This is a genomic window from Streptomyces misionensis (genome assembly GCF_900104815.1).
Classification (GTDB): Bacteria; Actinomycetota; Actinomycetes; order Streptomycetales; family Streptomycetaceae; genus Streptomyces; species Streptomyces misionensis.
Genome location: NZ_FNTD01000004.1, coordinates 7,348,514 through 7,367,070, shown reverse-complemented (window position 1 = coordinate 7,367,070; position 18,557 = coordinate 7,348,514). Strand labels below are relative to the sequence as shown.

Sequence of the window (18,557 nt, the reverse complement as noted above, 5' to 3'; positions counted from 1 at the left end):
AAGGTAGAGCGCCAAGAACTAGGAAATTTCTAGATCTTGATCGATCAGGTCGAAGATGTCGTCGACCGTCGCGTCCTGGAGCTGCCGCCGCGCTTCGGCCGATTCCGCGGGCTGTTCCTGGGCGGAGTTCACGAGGGCCAGCAGTTCCTGAAGCCGCCTGCGCACCCCGGACCGGACCGTCTCCTCGGCGGCGGTGGCCGTCGAGATGACCGACTCCAGCCGGTCCAGCTCGCTGAAGACCGAGATCTCGTCGGCCCTCGCGTCGCCGGCGAGTTCGGCGTCGAGGTGGCGGGCGATCGCCTCGGGGGTGGGGTGGTCGAAGACCAGCGTCGCGGGCAGAGTCAGGCCGGTGTCGGCGGTGAGCAGGTTGCGCAGCTCCACCGCGGTGAGGGAGTCGAAGCCGAGGTCCCGGAACGCCAGGTCCGGTTCGACCGCGCCGGGTCCGCCGTGGCCGAGTACGGCGGCCGCGTGCGCGCGCACCGTGTCCACGAGCAGGCGTCGCCGTTCGTCCTCGGGCAGCGCCGCCAGCCTCTCCCTCAGGGCCGACGGTTCCGCGGTCCGCTCCCCGGCATCCTCGGCGGGCCGCCGCGCGAGGGCCTCCCCGACCTCGGGGAGATCGCCGAGCAGCGGGCTCGGCCTGCCGAGGGTGAACGGGACGACGAACCGTGCCCAGTCCACGTCCGCCACGGTGAGGGTGCCGTCCCCGCCGCTCAGCGCGCCGTGCAGCGCCCGGAGCGCGCGGTCCGGGCGCAGCGCGGTCAGCCCGCGTCGGCGCAGCCGTTCCTCGTCCCCGGTGTCGGCGACCATGCCGCCCTCGGCCCACGGCCCCCAGGCGATCGAGGTCGCGGCGAGGCCCCGGGCCCGCCGGTGCTGCGCCAGACCGTCGAGGAAGGCGTTCGCGGCCGAGTATGCGGCCTGTCCGCCGCCTCCCCACACCCCGGCGATGGAGGAGAAGAGGACGAAGGCGTCCAACTCCCGTTCACCGAGCAGTTCGTGGAGATGCGCGGCCCCGAGGGCCTTCGCGCCGACCGTCGCCGCGAAGTCGCCGAGGCTCGTCTCGGCGAGCATGCCCGCCTCGGCGGTGCCGGCCGCGTGGACGACGGCGTTCACCGGGTGCTCGGCGAGCAGCGCGGCCAGCGCGGCACGGTCGGCGACGTCACACGCGGCGACGGTCACCCGCACGCCCCCCTGTTCCAGTTCCGCGACCAGCTCCGTCGCGCCCGGCGCGTCGAGGCCCCGGCGGCTGGTGAGCACCAGGTGCTCCGCGCCCGCACCCGCGAGCCAGCGGGCGACATGCCCGCCCAGCGCACCCGTACCCCCCGTGACCAGCACCGTGCCGCGCGGTGACCAGGAGCTGTTGCCGCGGGTCGCGGGCAGCCGCGTCAGGCGCCGCGCGAACACGCCGTGGGCGCGGACCGCGACCTGGTCCTCGGCCGACTGGGCGAGCACCGCGGCGAGACGACCGGCGACCCGCTCGTCCACCGTGCCCGGCAGATCGACCAGCCCGCCCCAGCGCGCCGCGTGCTCCAGCGCCGCCACCCGGCCCAGACCCCAGACCTGGGACTGGTACGGCTCCGCCACCTCGTCGGCGGGGTCCACGCCCACCGCGTTCCGGGTCGCGCACCACAGCGGTGCGTCGATGTCCGCGTCACCGAGTGCCTGGACGAGCAGGACGGTCAGTGCGACACCGACGGTCAGCCCGGCCGCCGCCGGGGCGGCCTCTCCGTCGACGGCGAGCAGCGACAAGACGCCCGCCACGCTCTCGTCGCCGGCCGCGTCGGCGAGTCGGGCGGCCAGGTCCGTACGGTCCGTGGCCGGCTCGACCGGGACGGGCAGCACGGTCAGGCCCCGCTCGGTCAGCGCGCGCAGGCACGCGCCGGCCCAGTCGTCGCCGAGACTCCCGGCGCTCACCGGGACCAGCCAAATCCCTTTCCTTCCGGGCCCGTTGAACGCAGTGTCGGACAGCGCCTTCCAGGTGATGTCGTAGCGCCAGCCGTCCACGGCGGCTCGCTCCCTGCGCTGCCGCCGCCAGGACGAGAGCCTGGGCAGTACCTCGCCGAACGTGTCCCCCGCCTGGACGTCCAGCGTCTGCGCGAGGGCCGCCAGATCCTCACGCTCCACCGTCTCCCAGAACTCCGCCTCCACCGGGTCCACCACGGCGGCGACAGGCTCCGGCGGCTCGACCCAGTACCGCTCGTGCTGGAAGGCGTACGTCGGCAGACCGGTCCTGCGCGCGCCCGCGAAGAACACCTTCCAGTCCACCGGCACGCCACACGTGTGCAGTTGGGCCAGGCCCGTCACCAGCGCCGACCGCTCAGGACGCTCCGCTCGCAGCACCGGCACGGTGACGACGTCCTCCAGGCATCCCTGCGCCATGCCGCTCAGGACTCCACCGGGACCGATCTCCACGAACGTGGTCACACCAAGGCCGTGCAGGGTCTCGATGCCGTCGGCGAACCGGACCGCCTCACGCACATGCCGCACCCAGTACTCCGGGCCGTACGACTCGACCAGACCACCTGTCAGATTCGAAACGACAGGGGTGCGCGGCTTGTTGAACACCAGCCCGCCGACGACGCGGGCGAACTCCTCCAGCATCGGCTCCATCAGCGGCGAGTGGAACGCGTGACTGACCTTCAACCGGGACGTCTTACGTCCCTGTCGGGCGAAGTCCCCGGCGATCGCCAGGACCGCCGCCTCGGTCCCGGAGATCACCACGGACCGGGGCCCGTTGACCGCCGCGACACCGACCCCGTCGGACAAGTGCGGCAGCACTTCCTCCTCCGTCGCCTGCACGGCGACCATCGCACCGCCGCGAGGAAGCGCCTCCATCAGTGCGGCACGCGCCGACACCAACCGCACGGCATCGTCCAGCGACAACACCCCGGCCACGTGCGCCGCGGCGATCTCCCCCACCGAATGACCCGCCACATAATCCGGCCGCACACCCCACGATTCCAGCAGCCGGAACAACGCCACCTCGACCGCGAACAACGCCGGCTGCGCACACCCCGTCCGATGCAGCGACTCGGCATCCACATCCACCGGCACATCCAGACGCGCACACACTCCGTCGTACGCATCGGCGAACACGGGGTACGCCGCGTACAGTTCGCGCCCCATGCCGAGGCGCTGCGAACCCTGGCCCGAGAACAGGAAGCCGACCTTGCCCCCCGGTCGGCCCTGGACGACTGTGGGGGACGGTGTTCCGTCGGTCAGGCAGCGCAGCCCGTGGCGGAAGTCGTCCAGGGTCTCGCCGATGACGGCGGCCCTGTGGCGCAGGGCGGTGCGCGTGGTGGCCAGCGAGAACCCGGCATCGGCCGGTGAGGTGCCGTCGTCCAGGAAGGCCAGCAGTCGTCGTGCCTGGTCGCGCAGTGCGGTGCCGGTCTTGGCGGAGAGTACCCAGGGCACGAGGGCCGGGCCGGTGGCGGGCTCCTCGAACGGGGCCGGCGGTGCCTGTTCGAGGATGGTGTGGGCGTTGGTGCCGCTGACCCCGAAGGACGAGACGGCGGCCCGGCGCGGGCGGCCGGTCTCCGGCCAGTCGACGGCCTCGGTCAGCAGCCGTACCGCGCCCGCCGACCAGTCCACGTGCGGCGACGGCTCGTCCGCGTGCAGGGTCCGCGGCAGCACACCGTGCCGCATCGCCAGCACCATCTTGATCACACCGGCCACACCCGCGGCCGCCTGCGCGTGCCCGATGTTCGACTTCAACGAGCCCAGCAGCAGCGGCCGTTCACGGTCCTGGCCGTAGGTCGCGAGGAGTGCCTGCGCCTCGATCGGGTCGCCCAGCGTCGTGCCGGTGCCGTGCGCTTCCACGGCGTCGACCTGGGCGGGAGACAGCCCGGCCGAGGCCAGCGCCTGCCGGATCACCCGCTGCTGCGCGGGACCGTTGGGCGCCGTCAGACCGTTCGACGCACCGTCCTGGTTCACCGCACTGCCCCGCACGACGGCCAGCACCTCGTGCCCGTTCCTGCGGGCGTCGGACAGCCGCTCCACCAGGAGCATGCCCACGCCCTCCGCCCAGCCCGTGCCGTCCGCGCCGGCGCCGAACGCCTTGCAGCGGCCGTCGGGGGCCAGCCCGCGCTGCCGGCTGAACTCGACGAAGGCTCGTGGGGTGGACATGACCATCACGCCGCCGGCCAGGGCCATCGAGCACTCGCCGCCGCGCAGCGCCTGGATCGCCCAGTGCAGGGCCACCAGCGAGGACGAGCAGGCCGTGTCGACGGTGACGGCGGGACCCTCCAGGCCGAAGGTGTAGGCGATGCGGCCCGACATGATGCTCGCGGAGTTGCCCGTGCCGAAGAAGCCCTCGGAGTCGTCGACGGCGTGGAAGGCCTGGGCGGCGTAGTCCTGGTAGCCGGAGCCGACGAAGACACCGGTACGGCTGCCCCGCACCGACTCCGCGTCGATGCCCGCCCGCTCGAACGCCTCCCACGTCGTCTCCAGCAGCAACCGCTGCTGCGGATCCATCGCCACGGCCTCCCGCGGACTGATCCCGAAGAACCCCGCGTCGAACTCCCCCGCCTCGTACAGGAATCCACCCCGGCGCGCGTACGTCTTCCCCGCCGCTTCCGGGTCCGGGTCGTAGATGCCGTCCACGTCCCAGCCACGGTCCACGGGGAAGTCACCGACCGCGTCGCCGCCGGACACCACCAGCCGCCACAGGTCCTCCGGCGACCGCACCCCACCCGGATACCGGCACGCCATGCCCACGATCGCGATGGGGTCGTCGTCCGCGGCGGGCGCGGCGGCCGTCTCGGGTGTGGTCGTGGCGGTGCGGCCGGTGAGTTCGGTGCGCAACTGCCGTGCCAGGACGTGGGCGTTGGGGTGGTCGAAGACCAGGGTGGGCGGGAGGGAGAGGCCGGTCGCCGTGTTGAGCCTGTCGCGCAGTTCGACGGCGGTCAGGGAGTCGAAGCCGAGGTCCTTGAAGGCGCGGTCGGCCTCGACCTCGCGGGCGCCGCTGTGGCCGAGGACGGCCGCCGCGTGGGTCCGGACGAGGTCCACCAGCAGGGCGTGCTGTTCGGTCTCGGGCATTCCCGCGAGGCGGTCGGCCATGGGTGAGGCGGCGGCCGTGCCGGGTTCGTCGGGGGTACGGATCTGCGCGGCCTCCGGGAGGTCGCCGAGCAGGGCGCTGGGCCGGACCACGGTGAAGGGGGGCAGGAAGCGTTCCCAGTCGACGTCGGCGACGGTGGTGGTCGCCGCGCCGGCGTCCAGCGCCTGTCGGAGGGCGGCCACGGCGAGCGCGGGGGGCATCGGGAGCAGGCCGCGGCGGCGCAGTCGTTCGCCGGCGCCGTCGCCCTCGGCCATGCCGCCGCCGGCCCACGGGCCCCAGGCCACGGCGGTCGCCGGCAGGCCCTGGGCGCGACGGTGTTCGGCGAGCCCGTCGAGGAGGGCGTTGGCCGCGGCGTAGGCGGCTTGGTGGCCGCTGCCCCACACTCCGGCGATGGAGGAGAAGAGGACGAAGGCGTCCAACTCCCGTCCGGCGAGCAGTTCGTGGAGGTGGCGGGCGCCGGCCGCCTTGGCGGACAGCACGTCGGCGAAGGCGCCCGGGGTCATGGTGTCCAGCGGCTCCAGGTGGTCCATGCCCGCCGTGTGGAAGACGGCGTCGACCGGGTGCTCGGCGAGCAGTGCGGCCAGCGCGGCACGGTCGGCGACGTCACAGGCGGCCACGGTGACCCGGACGCCCGTCCCCTCCAGTTCCGCGACCAGCTCCGTCGCGCCCGGCGCGTCGAGGCCCCGGCGGCTGGTGAGCACCAGGTGCTCCGCACCCGCACCGGCCAGCCAGCGGGCGACATGCCCGCCCAGCGCACCCGTACCCCCGGTGACCAGCACCGTGCCGCGCGGTGACCACGAACGGTCGCCCTGCGGATCTCGGCGGGCGGGGGCGTGGGTGAGCCTGCGGCCGAAGACGCCGTGGGCGCGGACCGCGACCTGGTCCTCGGCCGACTGGGCGAGCACCGCGGCGAGACGACCGGCGACCCGCTCGTCCACCGTGCCCGGCAGATCGACCAGCCCGCCCCAGCGCGCCGCGTGCTCCAGCGCCGCCACCCGGCCCAGCCCCCAGACGGCCTGCTGGACGGCGCTGGGCACGGCGTCCGCGCGGCCGGTGCTCACGGCGGTGCGGGTCAGCGTCCAGAGCGGGGCGTCGATGCCCGCGTCGCCCAGGGCCTGGACGAGCGCGAGGGTCAGCGCGGTGCCGGCGGAGAGGGCCGGGTGGGCGGCGTGGGGCCGCTCGTGGGTGCCCAGCAGGGAGATCACTCCGTCGACCGGGGTCTCGTGTACGGCGTCGCCGAGCAGGCGCGGCAGCGTGTCACGGTCGGCGGCCGGGTCGACCGCCAGCCGGATCAGCCGGGCCCCGCGCGCGGCGAGCCCGTCGGCGACGGCGGCGGCCCACTCGACGTCCGAGGGGCCCCCGTCCGTCGGGCGACCCCCGGTGGCCGCGGCCGCCTCGGTGGCCGAAGGGTTCTCGGAGGCCGACGGGTCCTCGGTGGCCGAGACGTCTTCGGGGGCCAGGAGCAGCCAGTGGCCCGTCAGCTCGTGCGTCCGCAGGCCGTCGAGCGGTTGCCAGCCGGTGCGGTAGGTCCAGCCCTGGACGGCGGAGTCCCGGCGCCGCTGCCGGCGCCAGGCGGACAACCGGGGCAGCACCGCGTCCAGCTGTTCGGCGGGCAGGTCGAGGGTGGTGGCGAGGGACTGGGCGTCCTCGCGTTCCACCGTCTCCCAGAATCCGGCTTCCACGGGGTCGGTGTCCGCGGCGGTGGCCGTGGGCGCGGCGGTCCGCAGCCAGTACCGCTGGTGCTGGAAGGCGTAGGTGGGCAGGTGGGTGCGCCGGGCGCCGCGGCCGGTGAAGAACGCCTGCCAGTCGACGGCGACGCCGTGCGTGTGCAGCCGGGCGACGGCGCCGGTGACGGCCTCCGGCTCGGGGCGGCCGGTCCGGGTGGAGGCGATGGTGACCGCGCCGTCCAGGCAGCCCTGGGTCAGGGCGCTGAGCACCGTGCCGGGGCCGGTCTCCACGAACGTGGTCACGCCCAGCTCGCCCAGGGTCCGGATGCCGTCGGCGAAGCGCACGGCCTCGCGGACGTGCCGGACCCAGTAGTCCGCCGTGTACGTGCCGACGAGTTCGCCGGTGAGGTTGGAGACGACCGGTGTCCTGGGCGTGTCGAAGCGCAGCCCGCCGGCGACGCGGGCGAACTCCTCCAGCATCGGTTCCATCAGCGGCGAGTGGAAGGCGTGGCTGACGTTCAACCGGGACGTCTTGCGGCCCTGTCGGGCGAAGTCCCCGGCGATCGCCAGGATCGCCGTCTCGGTTCCGGAGATCACCACCGAGGAGGGGCCGTTGACGGCGGCGACGGTCACCTCCTCGGTGAGGTGGGGCAGTACTTCCTCTTCGGTGGCCTGTACGGCGACCATCGCGCCGCCCGCGGGCAGGGCCTGCATCAGCGCGGCGCGGGCCGTCACCAGGGTGGCGGCGTCCTCCGGCGACAGGGCGCCGGACACGTGCGCGGCCGCGATCTCGCCCACGGAGTGTCCGGCCAGGTAGTCCGGTCGTACGCCCCAGGACTCCAGCAGCCGGTGGACGGCGACCTCGTGCGCGAACAGCGCGGGCTGGGTGAAGGCGGTGCGGTTCAGGTCCGCGCCGTCCTCGTGGTCGTGCTCGCCGAACGCCACGTCCCGCAGCGGCCGGTCGAGGTGTCGGTCGAGGTGGGCGCACATCTCGTCGTACGCCTCGGCGAAGACGGGGAACGCCGCGTACAACTCGCGTCCCATTCCGGTGTGTTGTGAGCCCTGTCCGGAGAACAGGAAGCCGACCTGGCCGGTGTCGGCGCGGCCGAGGACGACTTCGGGGGCGGGCGCCCCCGAGGCAAGGGCTCGCAGGTCCGCGGCGATCCGGTCGCGGTCGGCGCCGAGCACGGCGGCGCGGTGTTCCAGGGCGGTCCGGGTGGTGGCCAGCGAGAAGCCGATGTCGGCGAGGGACGGTCCGGTGTCGTCGGCGGCCAAGGACAGCAGGCGTTCGGCCTGGGCGCGCAGCGCCGCCTCGGTGTTGCCGGACAGCACCCACGGCACGGTCGCGGAGGCGACCTCGACCGGGGCGACGGCGGCCGGTTCGGCCACCGGCGCCTGCTCGATGATCGTGTGCGCGTTGGTGCCGCTGACCCCGAAGGAGGACACGGCGGCCCGGCGCGGGCGGCCGGTCTCCGGCCAGTCGACGGCCTCGGTCAGCAGCCGTACCGCGCCCGCCGACCAGTCCACGTGCGGCGACGGCTCGTCGGCGTGCAGGGTCCGCGGCAGCACACCGTGCCGCATCGCCAGCACCATTTTGATCACCCCGGCGACGCCGGAAGCCGCCTGGGCGTGGCCGATGTTGGACTTGAGCGAGCCCAGCCACAGCGGCCGGTCCGCGGGCCGTTCCCGCCCGTACGTGGCGAGCAGGGCCTGCGCCTCGATCGGGTCGCCCAGCGTCGTGCCCGTGCCGTGTGCCTCCACCGCGTCGACGTCGGTCTCGGTGAGTCCGGCGGAGGCGAGGGCCTGGCGGATGACGCGCTGCTGTGCGGGGCCGTTGGGCGCGGTCAGGCCGTTGGACGCGCCGTCCTGGTTGACCGCGCTGCCCCGCACGACCGCCAGCACCTCGTGCCCGTTGCGCACGGCGTCGGACAGCCGCTCCACCAGCACCACTCCGGCGCCCTCCGCCCAGCCGGTGCCGTCCGCGCCGGCGCCGAACGCCTTGCAGCGGCCGTCGGCGGACAGGCCGCGCTGCCGGCTGAACTCGACGAACGCGGCGGGTACGGCCATGACGTTCACCCCGCCCGCGACGGCCATGGTGCTTTCGCCGCCCCGCAGCGACTGGATGGCCAGGTGCAGGGCCACCAGCGACGACGAGCACGCCGTGTCGACGGTGACCGCCGGGCCCTCCAGGCCGAACGTGTAGGCCACCCGCCCGGAGACGACGCTCGCGGCGCTGCCGGTGAGCAGATGCCCCTCGACTCCCTCGGGGACCTGCGGGAGGCCCGCGCCGTAGCCCTGGTAGGACATGCCGACGAACACGCCGGTGCGGCTGCCGCGCATGGCGGCCGGGTCGATGCCGGCCCGCTCGAACGCCTCCCACGTGGTCTCCAGCAGGAGACGCTGCTGGGGGTCCATGGCGAGCGCCTCGCGCGGGGAGATCCCGAACAGTGCCGCGTCGAAGTCGCCCGCGTCGTGCAGGAATCCGCCGCCGCGCGCGTACGTCCTGCCGGGGGTGCCCGGGTCGGGGTCGTAGAGGTTCTCGACGTCCCAGCCGCGGTCCTCGGGGAAGGCGGTGATGGCGTCGCCGCCGGACGTGACGAGCCGCCACAGCTCCTCGGGGGAGTCGACGCCGCCGGGGAGGCGGCAGCTCATGGCGACGATCGCGATGGGCTCGTCGTCGGCGGCGGCCGTGCGCGGCTCCGGTCCCGCGGTGCCCTGCGCGCCGAGGAGTTCGGCGCGCAGGAACCGGGCGAGGGCGGTGGCGTTCGGGTGGTCGAAGACCAGGGTGGTGGGCAGTTTCAGGCCGGTGTCGGCGCTGAGTTTGTTGCGTAGTTCGACGGCGGTGAGCGAGTCGAAGCCGAGGTCGTTGAAGGCCCTGCCGGGCTCCACCGCGGCCGGTCCGTCGTGGCCGAGGACGGCGGCGGCCTGCGTGCGGACCAGATCGACCAGTGCGCGGTCCTGCTCGCCCGCCGGCAGCCCGGTCAGCCGCGCGGCGAGCGCGTTGCCGGCCCGCGCGCCGTCCGTGGCCGGGGCCGCGAGGGCGTGGCGCGCCTCGGGCACGTCCGCGAACAGGGCGCTGGGCCGGGTGACGGTGAAGGGGCCGATGAACCGTTCCCACTCGAAGTCGGCGACGGTGAGCGTGGTCTCGTCGTCGGCGAGCGCCTGCCGGAGCGCGGACAGCGCGAGGGCGGGCCGCATCGGTGGCAGGCCGCGGCGGCGCAGCATCTCCTCGCCGTCGCCGACCCGCGCCATGCCGCCGTCGGCCCAGCCGCCCCAGGCGATGGCGAGCGCGGAGCGCCCGTGCGCCCGCCGGTGCTCGGCGAGGGCGTCCAGGTAGGCGTTGGCCGCCGCGTAGGCGGCCTGTCCGGCGCCGCCCCAGACGCCGGCGCCGGAGGAGAACATGACGAATGCGTCGAGTTCCCGGTCGGCCAGCAGTTCGTCCAGGTGTGTGGCGCCCGCGGCCTTGGCCGCGACCGTGCCCGCGAACCCGGCCGGGTCGCAGTCCTCGATCATGGCGTGGTCGCCGACGCCCGCGGCGTGGACGACGGCGTTCACCGGGTGCTCGGCGAGCAGCGCGGCCAGCGCGGCACGGTCGGCGACGTCACACGCGGCGACGGTCACCCGCACGCCCCCCTGTTCCAGTTCCGCGACGAGTTCCGTCGCGCCCGGCGCGTCGAGGCCCCGGCGGCTGGTGAGCACCAGGTGCTCCGCACCCGCACCGGCCAGCCAGCGGGCGACATGCCCGCCCAGCGCCCCCGTACCCCCCGTGACCAGCACCGTGCCGCGCGGCACCCACCCTTGGGCGGGGCCGGTGGCGCGGGCGGCCCGGACGAGCCGGCGCCCGTGGACGCCCGAGGCGCGGATCGCCACCTGGTCCTCGGTCGCCTGCCCCAGGACGGCGGCCAGCCGGGCGGCGGCACGGTCGTCCAGCCGGTCGGGAAGATCGACCAATCCGCCCCAGCGCCGCGGGTGTTCGAGCGCGGCCGCCCGGCCGAAGCCCCACACCTGGGCCTGCCGGGGGCGGTCCACGCGGTCGGAGCGGCCGGTGGCCACCGCGCCGCGCGTGGCGCACCACAGCGGCGCCTCGACGCCCGCGTCCCCGAGCGCCTGCACCAGGCAGAGGGTCCCGGCGAGGCCGTACGAGAGGCCGGGGTGCCCGGTCGGGGTGCCGTCGGCCTCGGCGAGCAGGGACAGGACGCCCGCCACCGGGCCGGCGTCGGCCAGCTCGCGGGCGAGGGTGGCGCGGTCGGTGCCGGGCCCGGCGACGAGCGTCACCAGGTCCAGGCCGTGCTCGCCGAGCGCGGTGCGGACCGAGGCGGTCCACTCGCTGTCCTCCGCCACGACGAGCAGCCAGGTCCCGGACGCGCCCGGCCCCGGGAGCGCGCCGAGCGGCTTCCAGGTGACGCGGTAGCGCCAGCCGTCCACTTCGGACTGCTCGCGGCGCTGTCTGCGCCACGCGGACAGCCTGGGCAGAAGCGCGCTCAGCGAGGCGTCCGCGCTGACGCCCAGGGTCGCGGCGAGGGACTGCGCGTCCTCGCGCTCCACGCTGTCCCAGAAGCCGGAGTCCGCCGCGTCCGCCGGGGTGCCGACGGCGGCCGGGTCCTCGTCCCCCTCCAGCCAGAACCGCTCCCGCTGGAAGGCGTAGGTGGGCAGGGGGACCCGGTGGGCGCCGGGGAACAACGCCCGCCAGTCCGGGGAGAGTCCGTGCACGTACAGCTCGGCGAGGGCGCCGAGCAGGGCCTGTGGTTCCGGGCGGTCGCCGCGCAGGGCGGGCACGGTGACGACGTCCTCCAGGCAGCCCTGCGCCATGCCGCTCAGGACTCCACCGGGACCGATCTCCACATACGCCCGGACTCCGAGGTCGTGAAGTGTCTCGATGCCGTCGGCGAACCGGACCGCCGCACGCACATGCCGCACCCAGTACTCCGGGGTGTACGACTCGACCAGAGCACCCGTCAGATTCGAAACGACCGGGATGCGCGGCTTGTTGAGCACCAGCCCGCTGACGACGCGGGCGAACTCCTCCAGCATCGGGTCCATCAGCGGCGAGTGGAACGCGTGACTGACGTTCAACCGGGACGTCTTACGGCCCTGTCGGGCGAAGTCCCCGGCGATCGCCAGGACCGCCGCCTCGGCCCCGGAGATCACCACCGAGGAGGGCCCGTTGACGGCGGCGACGGTCACCTCCTCGGTGAGGTGAGGCAGCACTTCCGCTTCGGTGGCCTGTACGGCGACCATCGCGCCGCCCGCGGGCAGGGCCTGCATCAGCGCGGCGCGCGCGGAGACCAGCTTCGCCGCGTCGTCCAAGGACAGCGCACCAGCCACGTGCGCCGCCGCGATCTCCCCCACGGAGTGGCCCACGACGACATCGGGCCGCACCCCCCAGGATTCGAGGAGGCGGAACAGCGCCACCTCCACCGCGAAGAGCGCGGGCTGAGCACACCCGGTCCGATGCAGCGACTCGGCATCCACATCCACCGGTGCGTCCACACGCGCGCACACCTCGTCGTACGCATCGGCGAACACGGGGTACGCCGCGTACAGTTCACGCCCCATACCAAGCCGCTGCGAACCCTGACCCGAGAACAGGAAACCGACCTTGCCCCCGGCACCGGCGCGGCCCGAAGTCACGTTCGCGGCCGGTTCGCCGGTGGCGAGGGCGGTGAGTGCCTGCCGGAGCTCGTCGGGGTTTCGCGCGACGACGACCGCGCGGTTCTCGAACGTCTCGCGGGAGGCCAGGGAGAGACCGATGTCGGAGGCCGTCCAGCCGTCGTGCGCGTCGAGGTGGCCGGCGAGGCGGGCCGCCTGGGCGCGCAGTGCCGGTTCGCCCTTGCCCGACAGCACCCATGGCACGAGGTCCGCGGAGTCGGGTGTCGGGGCCGACTGGGCCGCGGGGGGCGCCTGTTCGACGATGGTGTGGGCGTTGGTGCCGCTGACTCCGAAGGACGAGATCGCGGCGCGGCGCGGGCGGTCCGACGTGGGCCACTCCACGGCCTCGGTGAGCAGGCGGACGGCTCCGGACGACCAGTCCACGTGCGGCGACGGCTCGTCGGCGTGCAGGGTCCGCGGCAGCATTCCGTGCCGCATCGCCATCACCATCTTGATCACACCGGCCACGCCCGCAGCCGCCTGCGTGTGGCCGATGTTGGACTTCAACGAGCCGAGCAGCAGCGGCCGTTCGCGGTCCTGGCCGTAGGTCGCGAGGAGTGCCTGCGCCTCGATCGGGTCGCCCAGCGTCGTCCCCGTGCCATGCGCCTCCACGGCATCCACATCACTCGGGGTCAGCCCGGCCGAGGCCAGCGCCTGCCGGATCACCCGCTGCTGCGCGGGACCGTTGGGCGCCGTCAGACCGTTCGACGCACCGTCCTGGTTCACCGCGCTCCCCCGCACGACGGCCAGTACCTCGTGCCCGTTGCGCACGGCGTCGGAGAGGCGCTCCACGAGAAGCACGCCGGCGCCCTCGGACCAGCCGGTGCCGTCCGCGCCCGCGCCGAACGCCCGGCACCGGCCGTCGGGCGACAGGCCACGCTGCCGGCTGAACTCCACGAAGACGTTGGGGCTCGCCATGACGGTGACGCCACCGGCCAGGGCCATCGAGCACTCACCGCCGCGCAGCGACTGCATGGCCAGGTGGAGGGCCACCAGGGAGGACGAGCAGGCGGTGTCGATCGTGACGGCGGGGCCTTCCAGGCCGAAGGTGTAGGCCACCCGGCCGGAGACGACGCTGGACGCGCCGCCGACGAGCCGGTGTCCCTCGACACCCTCGGGGGTGTGGCGCACATCGGCGCCGTAGCCCTGGTAGGCCATGCCGACGAAGACGCCGGTGCGGCTGCCGCGCAGCTGTGCGAGGCCGAGGCCGGCCCGTTCGAAGGCCTCCCAGGAGGTCTCCAGCAGGAGGCGCTGCTGCGGGTCCATGGCCAGCGCCTCGCGCGGCGAGATCCCGAAGAAGTCCGCGTCGAAGTCGGTGGCGTCGTACAGGAAGCCGCCGTCGCGCGCGTACGTCTTGCCGGGGCGCTCGGGGTCGGGGTCGTAGAGCCCGTCGACGTCCCAGCCGCGGTTCGCGGGGAATTCCGAGATGGCGTCGCCGCCGGACAGCACCAGGTCCCACAGGGCCTCGGGCGAGTCGATGCCGCCGGGCAGGTGGCAGCTCATGGCGACGATGGCGATGGGCTCGTCGGTGGCGGCCGTGTGCCGCTCCTGCGGCGCGGCGGGCCGGGTGCCGAGCAGTTCGCTCTGGAGGAAGCGCGCCAGCGCGGTGGCGTTGGGGTGGTCGAAGACCAGCGTGGCGGGCAGGCTGAGGCCGGTCACCGTGTTGACCTCGTTGCGGAGTTCGACGGCGGTCAGGGAGTCGAAGCCGAGGTCCTTGAAGGCCCGGTCGGGTTCGATCTCCGCCGCCGAGGAGTGGCCGAGGACGGCCGCGACGTGTGCGCGGACCAGGTCGGTCAGGGTCCGCACGCGTTCGGGCTCCGGCAGTCCGGCGAGCCGGTCCGCCAGGGGCGCGGCGCCGGTGGCGGTGCCGGCCGGTGCGGCGGTGCGGGCGCCGAGCACTTCGGGCAGCTCGGACAGCAGGGCGCTCGGGCGGGCAAGGGTGAACGGCCCGAGGAACCGCGCCCAGTCGATGTCGGCGACGACGACGGCGGTGTCGTCGCGGTCCAGGGCGCGCTGGACGGCGGTCACGGCGAGTGCGGCGGGCAGGGTGAGGACGCCGCGGCGGCGCAGTTGCTCCTCGTCGGTGCCGGAGACCATGCCGCCGTCGGCCCAGGGGCCCCAGGCGATCGCGGTGGCGGTCAGGCCCCGGGCCCGGCGCCGGGCGGCGAGCCCGTCGAGGAAGGCGTTGCCTGCGGCGTAGGCGGTCTGTTGTCCGCTTCCCCATACGCCGGCGATCGAGGAGAAGAGGACGAAGGCGTCCAGTTCGCGGTCGCCCAGCAGTTCGTCCAGGTGCGCGGCGCCGCGGGCCTTCGCCGCGACGGTGCGGGCGAAGTCGTCCGGCGTCAACGCGTCGAAGGGGCCGAACTGTTCCACGCCCGCCGCGTGGAAGACGGAGGTGAAGGTGTGTCCGGTGAGCAGCGCCGCCACCGCGTCGCGGTCGGCGACGTCGCATGCGGCGAGGGTGACGCGGGTGCCCAGTTCCTCCAGTTCGGCCTTCAGCGCGGTCGCTCCGGGGGCGTCGGCGCCACGGCGGCTGGTGAGCACCAGGTGTGCGGCTCCGGCTCCGGCGAGCCAGCGGGCGAGGTGCCCGCCGAGCGCGCCCGTTCCGCCGGTGATCAGGACGGTGCCGCGCGGCGCCCACGGCCGGGCGGTCGCGGTACCGCTGGGGGCGTGGGCGAGCCGGGCGGTGAACACGCCGGTGGCGCGGACGGCGACCTGGTCCTCCCGGCCGTGCGGCGTGGCGGTTCGCTGGCCCAGTACGGCGGCGAGGCGCCCGGCGGCCCGCTCGTCGACGGCGGCGGGCAGGTCGATCAGGCCGCCCCAGCGCGCCGGGTGCTCCAGGGCCAGGGCGCGGCCGAGGCCCCACACCTGGTGCTGGACCGCGCTGAGCGGTGCGTCGTCGACACGGCCGGTGGCGGCGGCGCCACGGGTGACGCACCACAGCGGGGCCTCGACGCCCGTGTCGCCCAGCGCCTGCGCCAGGGCGACCGTCAGCGCGAGTCCCCGGGCGAGCGCGGGGTGCTCGGGCGAGGCGGTCTCGTCGGTCGCGAGCAGGGACAGGACTCCGTCGGGCGCGCCCGCCCCTTCCAGGGCCCGGGTCAGCTCCTCGGCCAGGGTGGCACGGTCGGCGTCGGCGGCGACGGGCAGCGGGACCAGGCGCGCGCCGCGTCCGGCGAGGGCAGCGCGGACCGTCTGCGCCCCCTCGTCGTCCTCGGACGCCGCGAACAGCCATGTGCGGCCGGAGAGGTCGCCGGCGGACAGGCCGTTCAGCGGCTGCCAGACCACTCGGTAGCGCCGGTCGTCCACGGCGGACTGCTCGCGCCGTCGGCGCCGCCACGCGGACAACTTCGGTATGACGACGTTCAGTTCGTCGGCGCTCAGCTCCAGCGTCGCGGCGAGGGACTGGGCGTCCTCGCGCTCGACGCTCGCCCAGAACCCGGCGTCGACCGCGTCCACGGCGGCCGTCTCGGCCTCTGGCGCCTCCAGCCAGTAGCGCTGCTGCTGGAAGGCGTAGGTGGGCAGGTCGACGCGGCGGGCGCCGGGGAAGAAGGCGTGCCAGTCCACTCCGGTGCCCTGGACGTGCAGTTCGGCGAGCGCGGTGACGACGGCCTGCGGCTCGGAACGGCCGGCGCGCAGTACGGGAATGGTGACGATGTCCTCCACACAGCCCTGCGCCATCCCGCTGAGGACACTGCCCGGACCGATCTCCACGAAGGTCGTGACACCCAGCTCGTGCAGGGTACGGACGCCATCGGCGAACCGGACCGCCTCACGGACGTGTCGGACCCAGTACTCCGGGGTGTACGACTCCGCCAAGCGGCCGGTGAGGTTCGAAACGATCGGAATCCGCGGCTCGTTGAAGGACAGGCCCCGGACGACCTGCTCGAACTCGTCCAGCATCGGATCCATCAAAGGGGAATGGAACGCATGGCTGACCTTCAACCGGGAGGTTTTGCGGCCCTGTTCGGCGAAGACCTCAGCGACCGCCGACACCGCGTCCTCGGCACCGGAAACCACCACGGACCGGGGACCGTTGACGGCCGCGATCCCTACCTCTTCGGTCAGATAGGGCAGTACTTCGTCCTCGGTCGCCTGGACCGCCACCATCGCCCCACCGGAAGGCAACGCCTGCATGAGACGGGCCCGCGCGGACACCAACTTCGCGGCGTCCTCCAACGACAGCGCACCCGCCACATGCGCCGCCGCGATCTCACCCACCGAATGACCAGCCACGTAATCCGGCCGCACACCCCACGACTCCAGCAACCGGAACAACGCCACCTCAACGGCGAACAACGCGGGCTGCGTCCAACCCGTCTGGTTCAGCTCCGCGGAATCGACGTCGACCGGCGCCTCCAGCAGCGCACACACCTCGTCGTACGCCGCCGCGAACACCGGATACGCGGCATACAACTCACGCTCCATACCGACCCGTTGGGACCCCTGCCCCGAGAACAGGAAGCCGGTGCGCTCGCCATGGCGGGTCGTGTTCTGGAGGACGGCGGCGGACGGGGTTCCGTTCGCCAGCGCCCTCAACCCGTCGGTGAGTTCGGCGACGCTCGTGCCGACGACGGCGGCGCGGCGGTCCCAGGCGGTGCGGGTGGTGGCGAGGGAGAGGCCGATGTCGGCCGGCCCGCCGTCGCGGCGGCCGTTCAGCAGGGAGAGCAGGCGCTCGGCCTGGGCGCGCAGCGCCGTCTCGGTCCTCGCCGACAGCACCCACGGCAGCGCGACGGCGGCGGCCGGGGGGACCGCCGGCTCGGCGGCGGGCTGCTCGTCGGGGGCCGGGGCCTGTTCGATGATGGTGTGCGCGTTGGTGCCGCTGACGCCGAAGGACGAGACGGCGGCGCGGCGCGGATGGTCCGTCCCGGGCCAGTCGACGGCCTCGGTGAGCAGCTTGACGCCGCCCGCCGACCAGTCGACCTGGGCGGTCGGCTCGGTCACGTGCAGCGTGCGCGGCAGCACGCCGTTGCGGATGGCCATGACCATCTTGATCACACCGGCCACACCGGAGGCCGCCTGGGTGTGGCCGATGTTGGACTTGACGGAGCCCAGCCACAGCGGCCGGTCCGCCGGGTGCTCGCGGCCGTAGGTGGCGAGCAGCGCCTCGGCCTCGATCGGGTCGCCGAGGGTGGTGGCCGTGCCGTGCGCCTCGACCGCGTCGATCTGGGAGGCGGTCAGGCGCGCGTTCTCCAGTGCCTGCCGGATGACGCGTTCCTGCGCGGGGCCGTTCGGGGCCGTGAGGCCGTTGGAGGCGCCGTCCTGGTTGACCGCGCTGCCGCGGACGACCGCCAGCACCTGGTGACCGTTGCGGCGGGCGTCGGACAGCCGTTCCAGCAGGAGCACGCCGACGCCTTCGGACATGCCTGTGCCGTCGGCGGTCGAGGAGAAGGCGCGGCAGCGGCCGTCGGGTGACAGGCCGCGTTGCGCGCTGAACGCGATGAAGGTGTGGGGCGTGGCCATCACGGTCACACCGCCGGTCAGGGCGAGCGTGCACTCGCCGTTGCGCAGCGCCTGGGCGGCCAGGTGGAGCGCGACCAGCGAGGACGAGCAGGCCGTGTCGACGGTGACCGCCGGCCCTTCCAGGCCGAGGGCGTAGGAGACGCGGCCGGACACCACGGCGGCGGTGTTCGCGGTGACGAGGTGGGCCTCGATGTCGCTGTCGCCCTGCCGCTGGAGGTAGGCGTGGTCCTGGCCGTTGGTGCCGATGAACACGCCGGCCCGGGTGCCGCGCGCGGTGGTGGGGTCGATGCCCGCGCGCTCGAATGCCTCCCAGGAGGTCTGCAGGAGCAGCCGCTGCTGCGGGTCCATGACGAGGGCCTCGCGGGGCGAGATCCCGAAGAACGCCGGGTCGAACTCGGCGGCCCCGTCGAGGAATCCGCCCTGGCGGACGTAGGTGCGGCCGGTCCGGCCGGGCTCGGGGTCGTAGATGGTGTCCAGGTCCCAGCCGCGGTCGGCGGGGAACTCGGACACGCCGTCGCCGCCCTCCGCGACCAGCCGCCACAGGTCCTCGGGCGAGCCGACCCCGCCCGGGTAGCGGCAGGACATCCCGACGATGGCGATGGGCTCGGTGTCCTTCGCCTCCAGCTCACCCAGCTGCCTGCGGGTCTGACGCAGGTCCACCATCACGCGCTTGAGGTAGTCCCGGAGTTTGTCGTCGTTCGACATGTTTTACGTCCTCGGTAGCGGTG

General features: G+C 74.3%; 1 protein-coding gene. It reads right to left on the bottom strand.

Annotated elements, in window-relative coordinates:
• Window positions 1–18: 18 nt before the first annotated feature.
• A complete protein-coding gene (locus BLW85_RS34320) occupies window positions 19–18,534 on the bottom strand; it encodes a type I polyketide synthase (protein ID WP_074995146.1) in 18,516 nt (6,171 codons plus the stop codon).
• Window positions 18,535–18,557: the final 23 nt, after the last annotated feature.

Excerpts from the sequence above, each read along its gene's own strand:
- BLW85_RS34320 (WP_074995146.1), bottom strand. The coding sequence starts at position 18,534 with ATGTCGAACGACGACAAACTCCGGGACTACCTCAAGCGCGTGATGGTG.